The following is a 14,783-nucleotide window of genomic DNA, read 5'->3' as shown; positions in this document are numbered from 1 at the left end:
AGAGGGGGTTAATGGTTTTGGACGAAAAGTTTATAGAGTTGGGAAACCACTGGAAATGAGGTCAGCTTTAGCTAAACTTTGGTAAAGATGAACGGTTGTTTAAATAATAGAGATTAAAGGGCTGGTTTAGTGGGTTGTTTGGGTTGGGTTTTCCCTTATTTAACTGCTGGGCAGCTAATTTTTGTTGTTGGGAAAGTTTCCCACTGTGCAACTTGAAAACTTTTTAGGGGTTTTGCATAAATTGTCAGTGTGCTCAGGGAGTCTTCGCGATCGCACTCCCTCCTCAAAACGTCTGTAACTCTTGCTGGCGCTTGACTCCTCACCTTATTCAGGCGGGTTAAGTTGAGGAATTGTCCCTGATGGACGCTTACATAAAGAAAACTTTTTAATTTAAGCTTTCTGATTTAATTTTCCAAAGATAAGCGGACTTGGGGCTTGATTGATGAAGTCGCTGGCAAAGCCTAATTTGACGTTCTGTTTGGGGTGTAGTATGCTTTATGAAGTTTTATGTTTTAGGATAGTTTGGGTTATTGTAAGCATTTTTATTACGTAAGCGCTTTAAAGCCTTAATAAGGCGTTATTTACTCTCTCTCGCGTTGCCAAAACTTAAATAATACAAGCATACCCCAACGACTCAATTTTCAGGACTTGTTCAGGGGCTGATTTGACAAAAAAGCAGTTTTGTGATTTCAGTACCAATCAGGGAAGGATTACGCCGTCACGACTGATACCAAGTTGCAGTTAAAAGGGAGTGAGTATGACGTATGACTTATGCGACAATCAAGACAGTATTTGAGTTCACAAATTGACAATGGATAATGAACAATGGATAATGACCTCTCCTTAAAAGAATAGGATTGAAATTAAGGAAAATCTTTTTTAATTTCTTCGTAAACGAAGAGGTCTTAGACCCAATTAATCAATTGTCAATTATCAATTATTAATTATCCATTGATAATCGGCAATGGCTTATACTGATGTGTATTCTTTAGCCGCCACATTGTATCAATTATTAAGCGGAGAAAAACCGCCCAGTGTCCGCGATCGCAGTTTGGCAAGGGCTAAATTAAAGCCACCTCAAGAAGTGAATCCCCAAAGCACGCGATCGCACGAATCAGGCGATTCTCCGAGGGATGGCGTTAGCCCCGGAAGAACGTCCCCAAACAATGCAGGAATGGTTGGATTTATTGGGGGTTGTGCCTCAAATTCTCCAACCTTGGCGTAATTGGGATTTGATGATGTGGCTAACGATTATTGGCACAATTGCTGGAGTTTTGAGTATGATTGCTGGGTTTTTAGCCCTCAAGCCGCCCTCAGCACCACCGCCAGAACCTACACCTGAAATTACGCCAACGTCACAACAGATTCAGCCAAAAACACAACAGCACGCCTAACAATGTTCCCGACGTGACATGGCACGTCTACAATTCCGGTGGTAGGGGCGGGTTTTACCGATAACGTTTCAGCATCAACCGATAACTGGACTAAACCCGCCCTCTTCTATCTTCAATCTCGTTTCATCCTTAGGACTTACGCTTTCTTGACGGCATAGACGCTACCTGTAGGGGCACGGCACTGCCGTGCCCCTACCATAAATGGCGTTTGTGCGTAAGTTCTGATCCTGATTCCATCCACCGATTGTGGCACAATCAAGACAGGATTATCGCAAAAATCATCAATGGTTTGGGTTAAGGGACAGAAATTACACGGTCATCGCTACATCATTGAACGAAAACTCGGTCAAGGTGGCTTTGGTATCACCTACCTAGCCGAAGACACAAAAGGCAACCCCCTCGTCATCAAAACATTGAAAGACGAGGTAATGACGAATCCCGACTTTATCGATTTTCGCGATAAATACCAGCGAGATTTTGAGAGGGAAGCTACCCGATTAGCCGTGTGTAGACACCCCCATATTGTCCAGATTGAAAATGTCTTCCATGAACAATCACTCCCCTGTATTGCCATGGAATATATCCAGGGGGAAGATTTATGGCAAAGGGTGAGAAATCGCAATCCTTTATCGGAAGCTGAAGCATTAGGCTATATCCAGCAGATTGGGGAAGCGCAAACACTCATAAAAATACTATTTTTTTATTTTTAGCCAACCAAAGACTTGCTCAACGGTTAACGTTAATGGAATGCCTTCTAATCCGATTAACACATCACAATTATTCCGTAACTCCGGTTGTTGTTGAGGCAGAAACACTAAAATTGAACGGTCATTTGGGTCAAGTAGCCATCCTAATTGACACCCATACTTGAGCGCGTGCAAAATATTACCCGTAACCTGATTAGAACTTTGGTTAGGCGAGAGAATTTCAATCATCCAATCTGGCGGAATAAACACATCATCAAGCGGTTCGCCCTGTTCATCAAACTGAATATGTTCCCACCGCAGAACCGCTATATCGGCAACAATTGACCGTCCGCCAAAGGTGCAACGCAATTCAGGAAAAGCATAAGCAAGTTGTTCGGCTTCGCTACCATTATTAATTGATTGAATCAACTTACTCTGAAGTCGAGAATGGCGAGTTTTCGGCATTGGCTTCTGCAAAATTTTGCCGTCAATATATTCTCTGGCTGGTTGGGTTTCGGGTTGTTGGAGAAATTCGGCTAGGGTAAGCGTTGGGGATGGTGTTTGTACCATTTAGGGAAATCTCCAATAGGTTATAAAAATAAAAATAAAATTATTGGATCAGTCTTGCCCCAATCACGATAGATTAGTCTGGATTGGGTATCAGGCAAAATGATTAACCCATCTAACAGTTTAGCTGGGAATGAGGACGCGATCGCGCCAATTCTGCTATCAGGGGTTGATAGTGACGACTGGAGAAAGGATGATAATCATGGCTCGCCTGAACAGTCATTTTACACAATAACCGAAACTGAAGTGGTTTTGGAGGTTTATTCACACGTTCTACCTGTACCTCTAGGTTTAACTTGTGTCGAATTAACTCAAACATTTCTGCCAGCAAATATCTGGGGAAATAACCGACAATGTAGTGATCTTCTGTCGTTAAAATTAAAGCTTGAGCATCGTAAGAATTTTGAAATTCGTGAGCTAACCATAATTTTTTACCCGATTCAAACTGATCAATCCGCTCAATTGCACAGCTTGGCAAATGTCGCAGCCCATGGGAGAAAAAATATAAATGATACTGTCCTTGTTCATCAATTTCCGGACAAGGAAAAACGGCGAGTGTATCGGTTTCTCGTTCCCCACCACTGCGAGCTAAAATTGTCATGGGGTCATGTTCATCGTTAGGAATATTTAACCATTCCATAAAACTAGAATAATCTGGACGCGATCGCGACATTAACCGATTCGCAAAGACGGGGAATAATTCAGTTGATGTATAAACTTTATCTAAGTACGGAAACGAAGACAAAGGATTAAACGCACATTTGGCTTCCGCCTCTTTTACCCCTTGAGTATAAACAAATTGATAAAGTCTTCCATCAAAGGTTAACCGACCAATCGAGAACCAATAGCGACTAATCGGATCTTGCCAAGCTAAAAATAGTGTTTTTGGTGTCTTCAAGGTCGTGTTTTCCTCAAGGTAAGTAGCCGATGTTTATTGATCTCCAGAATCTCCTGAGCAAAGTTGATGGCTTCGGGAGAAATGCGCGATCGGTTAATGCGATTAAAGATGGCTAAAGTATTAGCCTTTTGGATCGTTTCCAGCCGCGCCAACCACACAGAAGCCGCTTGGGGATAGCGATGAGCCACGAGTGAGAACACATCAAAGGTTTTAAGCGTTTTTCTATCATCAACACTGCCATAAAACGCCGAAAAACATTTATTGGCATAAGCCTGAACTGAGCGTTTCTGCCTTTGCTCGTCAGAGAGATCGCGTCCTAAACTGGAAGCATGGTCATAGGTTGGTGCTAGGTGTTCAGTTTCAGCGGAAGCTGATGCTGTTTTCATGCGAACAATTCCCCAGTTTTCATGGTGACGATCGCCATTGCCAATCCACGCATCTAGCAGCAGATAACCAACAAACACATCTACTGCTGTTTGGATACCAGAGGACGGTGTCCAATCAATTGGTAAATGGACAGATTCCCTGGCAATCACCCTCAATACTCTATCTATTGTATGTTGTGATATACCATACGTCTCAAACGCCGGATAGTTCGGCACAATTGAGGAAAGCAGTTCGTTACCATGAACCAGCGTCCCCGACGGCGGTAAAAAGTTAGGTGAAACGACACCGCGATCGCCTTTCCAAGTGGAAGCCAATTCGTAAACCGCATGGGGAAGTCCCAAGAGTTTGCATAATTCTGAGCCGACTTTTTCTGCCCAATCTTCCCCCAGGTTAGGTCTGCTTTGTTTATAAAGACAACGACCAAATTCTTCGTGGTAGAACCAAAATTTATATTTACTCCCTAACGTTTCATTTGAGGAGGCTTCATACGCTTCTTGCGTAACCAGTAAGATTGGGAATTCATCGCTCATGAATCAGAGATACACCACATAATGTAGGGGCACCGCAATGCCGTGCCCCTACCAATCCTAGCTACCGCCAATTCGGGCTAAATCGCGGGCGTTTTCTTCAAACGCAGCCGTCAGCGCATCATCGCCACTTAATCCGGCTTCCTCGGCTTTATTCAAACAAGCCAATACCCGCTTGTAATCCTTCGGTATCACCTTGACAAACTTCGGCACCATTTCTGTCCAATTCGCCAAAATAGTTAATCCCAATTGACTCTTGGTGTACTCGACGTGTTTGGCAATCATTTGGTGAATGATCTCAATTTCCCCTGCATCTTCCAGTTTCTCCAAGTCGGACATCTGGGTATTACAACGGGTGGCAAAATCACCCTTCTCATCCAACACATAGGCGACACCACCACTCATTCCAGCGGCAAAATTGCGCCCGGTTGAACCGAGAACCACCACTTTACCCCCCGTCATATATTCGCACCCATGATCACCCACGGCTTCAACTACCGCATTAACCCCTGAGTTACGAACACAGAACCGTTCACCTGCCATTCCCCGAATATAAACCTCACCAGCCGTTGCGCCATAGAGGGCGACATTACCGATAATGATATTCTCACGGGGAACAAAGGTGGAACGGGCGGGGGGATAGAGGATTAATTTACCCCCAGATAACCCTTTGCCAAAGTAGTCATTAGCATCTCCTTCTAGTTCTAAGGTGACACCCTTGGGTACAAAGGCACCAAAACTTTGACCCGCACTTCCTTGGAAATGCAGATGGATGGTATCCTCCGGTAACCCCTGCCAATGGCGCTTGGTGATTTCATTGCCTAAAATCGTGCCAACCGCCCGATTAGTATTCTGAATCGGTAGGGTAGCCGTTACCTTTTCACCCGTTGCGATCGCGCCTTTACATAAATCTAGCAGAACCCTCATATCCAGGGACTTATCCAACCCATGATCCTGGGGAATCTGACAGTAACGCCCAATGTCAGGTCCCACATCCGGTTGATAGAGAATCTGGGATAAATCCAATCCCTTCGCCTTCCAATGATCCACCGCAGGCTTCGCTTCCAAAACATCCACACGCCCTACCATTTCATTCAGCGTGCGGAATCCCAACTGTGCCATGATTTCTCGCACTTCTTGGGCGACAAAGGTCATGAAGTTTACCGTATGGTCCGGATTGCCAATGAAACTCTGGCGTAGCTGGGGGTCTTGAGTGGCTATTCCCGCCGGACAGGTGTTTTTTTGACAAACCCGCATCATAATGCAGCCCAGGGTCACTAGAGGTGCCGTAGAGAAGCCAAATTCCTCTGCCCCTAATAGCGCCGCAATTGCCACATCGCGCCCCGTCTTCATTTGACCATCGGTTTCCACCACAATCCGCGATCGCAGATTATTTAATACCAGAGTTTGATGCGTCTCCGCTACCCCCAATTCCCAAGGTAATCCGGCGTGTTTAATCGAGGTTTGGGGGGATGCACCGGTTCCCCCATCAAATCCGGAAATTAGTACCACATCAGCATGGGCTTTTGCCACCCCCGCCGCGATGGTGCCCACACCCACCTCAGACACCAGTTTCACATTAATCCGGGCGTCACGGTTAGCATTTTTCAGGTCATGAATTAACTCGGCTAAGTCTTCAATCGAGTAGATATCGTGGTGCGGCGGTGGCGAAATTAAGCCCACTCCAGGGGTAGAGTTGCGTACCTTAGCAATCCAAGGATAAACCTTACGACCCGGTAACTGTCCCCCTTCTCCCGGCTTCGCCCCTTGCGCCATCTTAATTTGCAGTTCCTTGGCTTGAGACAGATACAAACTATTCACCCCAAACCGCCCCGATGCGACTTGTTTAATCCCGCTATTCTTAGAATCCCCCCGTTCATTTGTCCAGGTATAGCGTTCGGGATCTTCTCCCCCTTCCCCGGTATTGGATTTACCGCCAATCCGGTTCATGGCTATGGCTAGGGATTCATGTGCTTCTTTGGAAATAGAACCGTAACTCATCGCCCCAGTTTTAAACCGTCGGGTAATCGCCTCAACGGGTTCCACTTCCTCTAAAGGAATTGGGTCGCGTTTCTTGAATTGCAGGAGTCCGCGTAGGGTAAAATGTTTCTGGCTCTGTTCGTTAATTAGGGCAGCGTATTCTTTATACAGGTCATAACTCCCTTGACGCACGGCACTTTGCAGGGCGTGGATAGTTTGGGGACTAAATAGGTGTGCTTCACCGTCTTTACGCCACTGATATTCGCCCCCTGCATCTAGAGTATGACCATTCACTTCTCGGTCTGGGAAGGCGTGGCGATGACGTATAATTGCTTCTTGGGCAATTACGTCCAAATCCGCCCCTTCAATCCGAGTTGCTGTCCAGGTAAAGTATTGATCAACGAGGGCTTGTTTGAGTCCAATGGTTTCAAAGATTTGGGCACCGCGATAACTTTGGATGGTGGAAATCCCAATCTTGGAGGCGACTTTAATTACACCCTTAGTTGCGGCTTTGATATAGTTTTTGTACGCCGTCTTGGGATCAATATTTTCCAGCAAGCCCTGGCGAATCATATCATCAATGGTTTCAAACATCAGATAGGGATTAATCCCGCCGCAACCATAACCGACGAGAAGCGCATGATGATGAACTTCGCGGGGTTCTCCCGATTCTAAGACTAACCCTACTTTGGTGCGAGTTTTTTTGCGGATGAGGTGGTGATGTAAACCTGCAACTGCAAGTAAGGCGGGGATTGGTGCATGGTCTTTGTCAATGCCGCGATCGCTGAGGATAATTATAGTCGTTCCATCTGCGATCGCACTATCCGCTTTCGCGAAAATCTCATCCATCGCCGTTTCCAATCCCTTCACCCCAGCTTTCGGGTCAAATAGAATCGGTAGGGTAACGGATTTAAACTCCCCTTCGGACACATATTTGAGTTTCGCCAATTCCTCATTACTCAGAATCGGCGTTTTCAGTTCAATTAAGTGACAACTTTTGGGTTCGGGTTCGAGTAAATTGCGTTCTGAACCAATCGTGGTTTCCGCCGAGGTGATAATTTCTTCCCGAATCGAATCGATGGGGGGATTGGTTACCTGGGCAAACAGTTGCTGGAAATAATCGTACAGTAATTTCGGGCGATCCGATAGCACCGCCAAGGGGGTATCTGAACCCATGGAACCCACAGCTTCCACCCCATTCTGTGCCATGGGCGCCAGTAGCATCCGCAATTCCTCGAAGGTGTAGCCGAACGCCATTTGCCGCTGAATCAGGGTGTCTGGTTCGGGTTGGGCAACTTCTGGCGCATCTTTTAACTGTGCCAGTTCCAGCATGTATTCGTCAATCCAGTCTTGATAGGGATGTTCGCTAATAATTGCCTGTTTCAATTCCTCATCGGCAATAATCCGCCCCTCTTCCATATTTACCAAGAACATCCTCCCCGGTTGCAAGCGCCCTTTAAACGCCACGTCTTCGGGTTCTACGGGTAAGACACCGGCTTCGGATGCCATAATTACCCGATCATCCTTGGTCACATAATAGCGGGATGGACGCAATCCGTTGCGATCTAGAACTGCCCCAATCGTCGTACCATCAGTAAAGGCGATGGAAGCAGGACCATCCCAGGGTTCCATCATACAGGAGTGATATTTGTAGAATGCCTTTTTCTCCTGACTCATGGATTCATGATTCGTCCAAGGTTCTGGGATCATCATCATTACCGCATGGGGTAATGAACGCCCAGAAAGGACTAACATTTCTAGGGCGTTGTCGAATATCGCCGAGTCACTTCCCTCTAAATCAATAACCGGCTGAACTTTCTCTAAGTCATCGCCAAACAGTTTGGACTTAAACAGCGACTGTCGGGCGTGCATCCAGTTAATATTACCCCGTAAGGTATTAATTTCCCCATTATGGGCGATATAGCGATAGGGATGGGCGCGTTCCCAACTGGGGAAGGTGTTGGTGCTAAACCGGGAATGCACTAAGGCTAAGGCGCTTTTAAGATCGGGATCATGGAGTTCGGGATAATATTGTCCCACCTGTATGGGTGTGAGCATTCCTTTGTACACTAGGGTACGACAGGAGAGGCTAGCGACATACCAGCAGGGGTCAACCTCTGAGTTACGAATTTCTGTTTCTGTCCGTTTGAGGATCACATAGAGTTTCCGTTCAAAGGATAGATCATCAGCCAGATTGGGGGAACGCTGGATGAAAACCTGTTGCATAAACGGTTCACCCAGTTTGGCGATACTTCCCAGGGGGGAGTCATCCACGGGGACATCCCGCCAACCCAGAACCGTTTGACCTTCTTCTGTGGCGATTTTCTCAAAAATCTGCCGACTCTGCTGGCGAATCATCGGATCAGGGGAGGTAAAAATCGCACCCACCCCATATTGACCGGCTTCTGGTAGGGTAATGTCAAGGGCGGCGGCGACTTTCCGCATAAACTGATCTGGGATTTGGATTAAAATCCCTGCGCCATCTCCGGTGTTGGCTTCACAACCGCACGCGCCGCGATGTTCCAGGTTTGCCAGAATGGTTAGTCCTTGTTCCACGATATCGTGGGACTTATTCCCCTTCATCTGCACGACGAATCCGACACCACAGGCGTCGTGTTCAAACTGTGGATCGTATAAGCCTTGTTTTTTTGGCAGTTGGTTACTTTTCATCTTAAAAATGACCCAAAAATGACGAGGGTTGTAGGGGCGCAAGGCTTGCGCCCGTTTTTCAGTGTAGAGGCTGGGAAGCTGTCTAGTGCAATGTGGCGGAAATAAGTATCCTGTGGAAAAAGGTGCAACAGTTTACTGTACAAGCGTTTCTTTATTATACCTTCTGCCTTGGAGCCTTCTTTGTTTAATCGAGGGTATCCCCGCCGCGACACCACCAGCTTGTTGGATTAAGATAAACCAACTCCACCAGAAGTACAAGCCACACTTTAACAAAACGATAACATTCGGGAAATTTGGCTTGAATTTAGTTGAGGGTTGAGTTTTGTGGGAAAATGCTTCAAAAAAACAGTATAGTCTGATACTGAATACGGTTAAAAGGGGAGAGCCTTATGCGATCGGGCAACTGCCTAGGTGAGGCTTGATGAATTATCAAAAGGGTAGTATAGTTATTTGATTAACGGCAGAACCTAGAAAATTACATAGTGAAACAGTGTAAATTAGCCTAATCGACGCATCTCCCCTAATGGCTGAAACCCTATGTTTTTCGTTGAGATGCGTCGATGCCTGACAGGGAAAGGGTTTGAAGCGTGTGCTTTCCTCAGTTTTGGGCAAGATGGGTTAGGGTTTTTTCAGATGCGTCGATTCGGCGGCTGAAACCCAGTCTCCGTAAGGTTTCCTCAGCGAACTGTTTACAAACACACTTCCCCGAAAGGGGATGGAAACGAAAGAGAGTACTACTACATCTTTTGGTGTAATATGAGTTTACAAACACACTTCCCCGAAAGGGGATGGAAACGGAAAGAAACCCAAGGGTTACCTAATCCTCGATCTCGTTTACAAACACACTTCCCCGAAAGGGGATGGAAACTTTCCCGATCTTATAGTTGTCCGCAGGAACTGCGGAAGTTTACAAACACACTTCCCCGAAAGGGGATGGAAACATATGTAGTCCTACAATATTTTGATACTTTTTATCGTTTACAAACACACTTCCCCGAAAGGGGATGGAAACGACAGAAGAATTAAACTTGCAACTAAAGAGATTGAAACGGTTTACAAACCCACTTCCCCGAAAGGGGATGGAAACCATTAATGACAGGAAACCCCTCTGCTCAAACTCTTTCAACGGGAGTGCGATCGCCAATTGATTGAATCAAGGGCGCAAGCCTTGCGCCCCTACAGACGTACTATTATCCCAAACCGCCGCTAAAAGGTTAAATTAACGGCATCAAATAACTGAAATTTACTCATTTTGTGATAGGCGATCGCAGCGAATACGGGTCTTCCGTACTTAGTGTGCTAAATTATCAGTCTTAATATCTCAAAAGCAATCACTATAAAGACTGTAGCGCCTAAGCCCCTCAAAACAACTTGAAATTCGGGAATAAATGGCTAAAGCTATTGCTGTCCAATATTTTAGCAACTCAAACTAACGATTTAGCACACCAACTACGGAAGACCCAATAATTATTCCAGATTCTATGAATATCCATCCGTAGGGGCGCACCGGATTCTCTTGCTCCCCTCTCCCGTGCAACAAAAGTGAAACATCCTTACCTGTTTTGATCTGCAAGGAATTTAGCTGTGATAAACTGTAAGTGGTCGGACATAAATAAACGGCTCTGTGTTAACAAATGTAAAAATAAGCCAAGTTGTTCTATTACAAGCATTAAGGTAATATTTACAAAACCTTATACATTATACATTACCCAAAACTTTTGTCCGACTATTTAACATTTACAAACATCCCGTGATGTGCTGTTAAAATACAAGGAGTTAGGAGGATAATTAACCCCGATGAAACGAGTCATAAAACATATCGTAAATAAGTTGGGCTATAACATTTCCCGAGTGAGCCATGTTAGTAATCACATTGGGATAGACCCCCTAACTGATATGGATAAATTTACACACAATGATCATCCGGTGATCTTTGATGTTGGTGCAAATGTAGGTCAGTCCATCCGGAAATTTCGAAGGATATTTCCAAGCAGCACAATTCATTCTTTTGAGCCGAGTCCTAGAACTTTTGAAACGCTAAAACAGCAAGTAAATAAACTTGAGAGTATACATTTGTGGAACTACGCGCTTGGATCATCTTCTGGATCAATGAATTTCTTAGAGAACTCTTATTCAGACATGAGTTCCTTCCTACCTATTAGCGAGTATGGGTGGGGAAAAATAATCAAAGAAACATTAGTTGAAGTGAAAACAATTGATCAATTTTGCCATGAAAAAAATATTGAAAAAATAGATATTCTAAAATCAGATACACAGGGTTTTGAACTAGAAGTATTTCAGGGTGCGGAAAATACAATCAAAGCCCAAAAAATTGGACTCATATATTTTGAGGTAATTTTTTCTGATATGTATAAGAATCTTCCTTCATTTGGCAAAATATATAACTTTCTAACAGAGCGAGATTTTTTGTTAGTTAATTTCTACAAATTTAACTATCAGAATAATTTAGCAAGTTGGACAGATGCTCTTTTTGTCCATAATTCCTATATTCAAGTAGATGCCAAGGCTGGCAGGGGTAAATAGATTATTGGACTTTGGACAAATAGGATTTTTACACTGCATATAGTGTAACCTTTCTGAATTTTTACCCTAGATGTAGTGTCTGCAAGCATTTTGTCCAAAGTCCAGACCCTACAGACTCCGTTAATTTTTGTAGGTTGCGGTGGATAGTTTATTCAAGGGTGATTGGCTTCGTTGAAACGTTTAAAGGCTCGCATCCTTTACTACGAAAAAGTTTCCGGGTTATGTAGCCAGCCCTCATTATTCTCTCTGCAAGTAAGCTAAACCGCTGTTTTTACAGCAATTCAACAACTCCAAAAGCTTTTTTAGCCGATAAGTTCTTGGCTCTAATAGTTCTTGAGAAACCGTTTTTTCTAAGTCGGTTAACATAGCGGCTGTTTCTGTCAAAACCATTTCATTAAAAAGGGCAATCAACATACTTCTTGTGGTGCTGGTTAAGGGGAGCAGTGGGAGTTCTATTTCTTCTCCATCAATACAAATTGTCCTAAGTTGGGAACGCCCGACTTGAGCAAAATCTGAATAGGCTAACCACTGATAAAAATCTTCCCCCACCCGAATGCTTTTCGGGGATTCTCCGTTTTCTCCATAGAAATTAATGCTTAACATAAGTTTTCCTCTCTTAGATTAGGAATTGGTAAATACTGATTTGGGTATATTTTCGGCAAAAGCAATACCTGCTTGGTGCAATTTATGCCGACTGGGTTGGGAAATTTTATTAGCACTGATAACTCCAATTACGGTTCCTTGGTTAATAATTATTTCCACTTCCTTGCCATAAAGATATTGGGTTTTGATTTCTAGATGAGGATTAAGGGTTGAGTTAGCAGTTGCTGTGGGTGAAATAGAGTCATCCTGATTAAATTGTTGATGAATGTCTCTAATGACTTGTTGAACCTTGAATGTATCGGCTGAATTGAAAATCTTGATATCGCCTTTCTCATCGTTACCATAAGTTTCCTGACAGGGGATATTATGAGTAGTTAATTGAGCGATGACCCAACGTTTAAGGTTCCTGTGCTGTTGTAATATGCCGATCAGTTTGTCTTCATCCGATTGTCTTTCCATTGGGGCGGCTTAAAATGAACAAAAAGTCGGTTGTGCTAACTGGAAATAAGTAGCACTAATTTTTCGCAACCACTCCACAGTTTAATTATCAGGCTTGGCTCCATTTTAAGGCATTTTCTGCCTGACTATAGGTGGGTTGCGGCGGATAGTTCTATCGTAGGGGCGGGTTTAGGGATTCAATTGGGAGGGTTACTGATAACTGAGGAACAAAACCCGCCCTTTATTCAATTGCGCTTGGGTTCGTATTAAAGGCTAAAGCCTTTACGACAAACACTATCCTCAAAATTTGATTGGGGCGGGTTTAGTTGCATTTGGGGGCAAAGGAAATGATAGTCGTAAAACCCGCCCCTACAGACGGATTAAGTTGCGCCGCCGATGTGGATATTTCGCACCCGCACGGGGACACAAGCATGAGTCATTTGGGCGATTTGCATGGGTTCACCTTTACCACATAAATTTGTCCCACATTGTTGCCATTCAGATGCAGATCCGATCGCGTCTACACTATTCCAAAAGTCTGTGGTCATAGAATGATAGGTGACATCCTTTAACATTCCCACTACTTTCCCTTTTTCCACCTTCCAAAATGCATCGCCACCAAACTGAAAATTACGCCGTTGCTGATCAATAGAAAAACTGCCAATGCCATCAATTAAAATACCATCTTCGGTATCGGCAATCATTTCGGCTAATGTCGCCGTATGACTTCCCCCCTCAACTCCCGGTTCTAAGCCTAAATTAGGAATGCGTACCATCGGTACACTTGACCAACTATCGGCAAAGGCGCTACCATTACTACTGCCTCGCCCTAATCGATAGGCGGTTTCGCGATCGGTGAGATAATCAACTAAAATTCCATCCTTGACAACGTACCACTCTTGTGATGGTACGCCCTCATCATCATACCCCATGGTACTGCGTCCACCGGGTTGGATGCGATCGGCTTTGAAATTAACCCAGGGTGCAGCATACTGGAGTTTACCTAATTTATCAGTTGTCGCGAAACTGGTGCCAGCAAAGTTGGCTTCATAGCCGTATACTCGATCTAATTCCGTGGGATGTCCGACGGATTCATGAATCGTTAACCACAGGTTTGTTGGTTTCAGAATCAACGTGGTGCGAATACCAGAGGGACTTTTCGGCGCGTGAACCTTTTCAATGGCTTCTTCGGCTACTCGTTCCACTTGAGAAAGTAAATCCGCTCGGATAACATGCTCATATCCCTTATTCATCGGCGGGCGTTCATAGCTGCGATTTTGAGCATCTCCATTCGCGATCGCACTACAGCCAAATCCAGGATAGGTTCGATACAGCGTTTGGTGAATCAGCGAACCTTCAGTCGAAGCAAAGGTCTTATCTTCCTTAGTAAATTGTAAATAAGAATACGCCTTTTTAATCCCCCGTTCGCCATAACCCAGTAGTTGATCATTAATCTGCAACAGCAAATCGGCTTTTTCAGTAATCGGGATACTAAAGGGGTCAATTTCCATCGGGGTGATGTAGGTATCCTGATAGGCGGCGACAGGAACAAGTTGCACCCGTGTCTGCTGAGACAGGCGACTCCCCTTCGCGATTTCCACCGCTAAAGTCACCAGGCGTTCCACCTCTGCTGGCGTTTTATAGGGGCTCGCTGCAAAACCCCACGCCCCATCCAATAACACCCGCACACCAAAGCCAGCACTAACATTATCACAGAGTTGACTCAGGGAGCGATCGCGGGCAAAAAGATTTTGATGGCGGTACGTGCAAAATCGGACATCGCCGTATTCACAGCCAGCTTGACGAATTAAGTCAATCGCCAGTTGAGCCAGATCAGTTGCTGTGGTGATTGGGGTGAGTGCTTGTACCATAGTCAGTTGGTGATAATTGTGTCAGAACGTGTTCCTTCGGGGCTTTTACAGATTGAGCAAAGGTTATTAAAGATAGTTTGATACTCCCCGCCCTATAAGAGCGGGGATTCTTCCGTCACAGGGATTCCAGTGAATTTACCCTCAGAAAGCATCTTGACCGTGTATCCCACGGCTGCAAGTCCTCTTATACAGACTACTTGTGCTGCGGCTACATCTCT

Annotated in this window: 11 protein-coding genes, 1 pseudogene and 1 CRISPR repeat array; of the genes and pseudogenes, 4 read left to right on the top strand and 8 right to left on the bottom strand. The window is 44.8% G+C overall.

What is annotated here, in order from left to right:
- Window positions 1-964: 964 nt before the first annotated feature.
- The 3 genes from RLO19_RS30090 to RLO19_RS30080 all read left to right on the top strand — a co-directional run bounded on the left by RLO19_RS30090 (window position 965) and on the right by RLO19_RS30080 (window position 2,104).
- Window positions 965-1,225: a hypothetical protein gene (locus RLO19_RS30090; RefSeq protein WP_446361324.1), complete on the top strand. Its 261-nt coding sequence runs from the start codon at window positions 965-967 to the stop codon at window positions 1,223-1,225.
- A complete protein-coding gene (locus tag RLO19_RS30085; RefSeq protein ID WP_446361322.1) occupies window positions 1,197-1,394 on the top strand; it encodes a hypothetical protein in 198 nt (65 codons plus the stop codon). The genes RLO19_RS30090 and RLO19_RS30085 overlap by 29 nt, the downstream gene beginning before the upstream one ends.
- Window positions 1,395-1,678: 284 nt before the next feature.
- Window positions 1,679-2,104 carry a serine/threonine protein kinase gene (locus tag RLO19_RS30080; RefSeq protein WP_446361320.1) on the top strand — a complete coding sequence of 142 codons (426 nt, stop codon included), beginning with the start codon at window positions 1,679-1,681 and terminating at the stop codon, window positions 2,102-2,104.
- Here the strand turns inward: RLO19_RS30080 and RLO19_RS30075 are convergent.
- The 4 genes from RLO19_RS30075 to gltB all read right to left on the bottom strand — a co-directional run bounded on the left by RLO19_RS30075 (window position 2,087) and on the right by gltB (window position 9,109).
- A complete protein-coding gene (locus RLO19_RS30075) occupies window positions 2,087-2,650 on the bottom strand; it encodes a Uma2 family endonuclease (RefSeq protein ID WP_446361318.1) in 564 nt (187 codons plus the stop codon). The genes RLO19_RS30080 and RLO19_RS30075 overlap by 18 nt on opposite strands.
- Before the next feature lie 112 nt (window positions 2,651-2,762).
- Window positions 2,763-3,545 (bottom strand): HIRAN domain-containing protein, encoded by a 783-nt coding sequence (locus RLO19_RS30070; RefSeq protein ID WP_446361316.1) that lies wholly within the window; start codon window positions 3,543-3,545, stop codon window positions 2,763-2,765.
- Complete coding sequence (locus RLO19_RS30065; RefSeq protein ID WP_446361314.1) at window positions 3,542-4,462, bottom strand: HipA-like protein; 921 nt, start codon at window positions 4,460-4,462, stop codon at window positions 3,542-3,544. The genes RLO19_RS30070 and RLO19_RS30065 overlap by 4 nt, the downstream gene beginning before the upstream one ends.
- A 57-nt stretch (window positions 4,463-4,519) precedes the next feature.
- Window positions 4,520-9,109 carry a glutamate synthase large subunit gene (gene gltB / locus RLO19_RS30060; protein WP_446361312.1) on the bottom strand — a complete coding sequence of 1,530 codons (4,590 nt, stop codon included), beginning with the start codon at window positions 9,107-9,109 and terminating at the stop codon, window positions 4,520-4,522.
- Window positions 9,110-9,796: 687 nt separating this feature from the next.
- A CRISPR array of direct repeats spans window positions 9,797-10,196; the repeat unit is 36 nt; unit sequence GTTTACAAACACACTTCCCCGAAAGGGGATGGAAAC.
- An 809-nt stretch (window positions 10,197-11,005) separates the two neighbouring features.
- On the opposite strand from gltB, the gene RLO19_RS30055 reads away from it, so the two are divergent.
- Entirely contained in the window at window positions 11,006-11,653 is a 648-nt protein-coding gene (locus tag RLO19_RS30055; RefSeq protein ID WP_446361310.1) for an FkbM family methyltransferase, read from the top strand.
- A 237-nt stretch (window positions 11,654-11,890) separates the two neighbouring features.
- On the opposite strand, the gene RLO19_RS30050 is transcribed toward RLO19_RS30055, so the two are convergent.
- The 4 genes and pseudogenes from RLO19_RS30050 to RLO19_RS30035 all read right to left on the bottom strand — a co-directional run.
- The gene (locus RLO19_RS30050; RefSeq protein WP_446361309.1) at window positions 11,891-12,256 is read right to left on the bottom strand and encodes a hypothetical protein; all 366 of its coding nucleotides are present in this window, start codon (window positions 12,254-12,256) and stop codon (window positions 11,891-11,893) included.
- 18 nt (window positions 12,257-12,274) lie between these two features.
- Entirely contained in the window at window positions 12,275-12,715 is a 441-nt protein-coding gene (locus RLO19_RS30045) for a hypothetical protein (protein ID WP_446361307.1), read from the bottom strand.
- A 359-nt stretch (window positions 12,716-13,074) separates the two neighbouring features.
- Entirely contained in the window at window positions 13,075-14,565 is a 1,491-nt protein-coding gene (locus RLO19_RS30040) for a TldD/PmbA family protein (RefSeq protein ID WP_446361305.1), read from the bottom strand.
- Between the two features lie 92 nt (window positions 14,566-14,657).
- A pseudogene (locus RLO19_RS30035) lies at window positions 14,658-14,783 on the bottom strand (RNA-guided endonuclease InsQ/TnpB family protein); the annotation flags it as partial.

This window comes from Coleofasciculus sp. G2-EDA-02 (assembly GCF_040226375.1).
Lineage (GTDB): Bacteria > Cyanobacteriota > Cyanobacteriia > Cyanobacteriales > Coleofasciculaceae > Coleofasciculus.
Note: the sequence above shows the minus strand (reverse complement) of the source record. Positions and strands in the feature narration are given on the sequence as shown.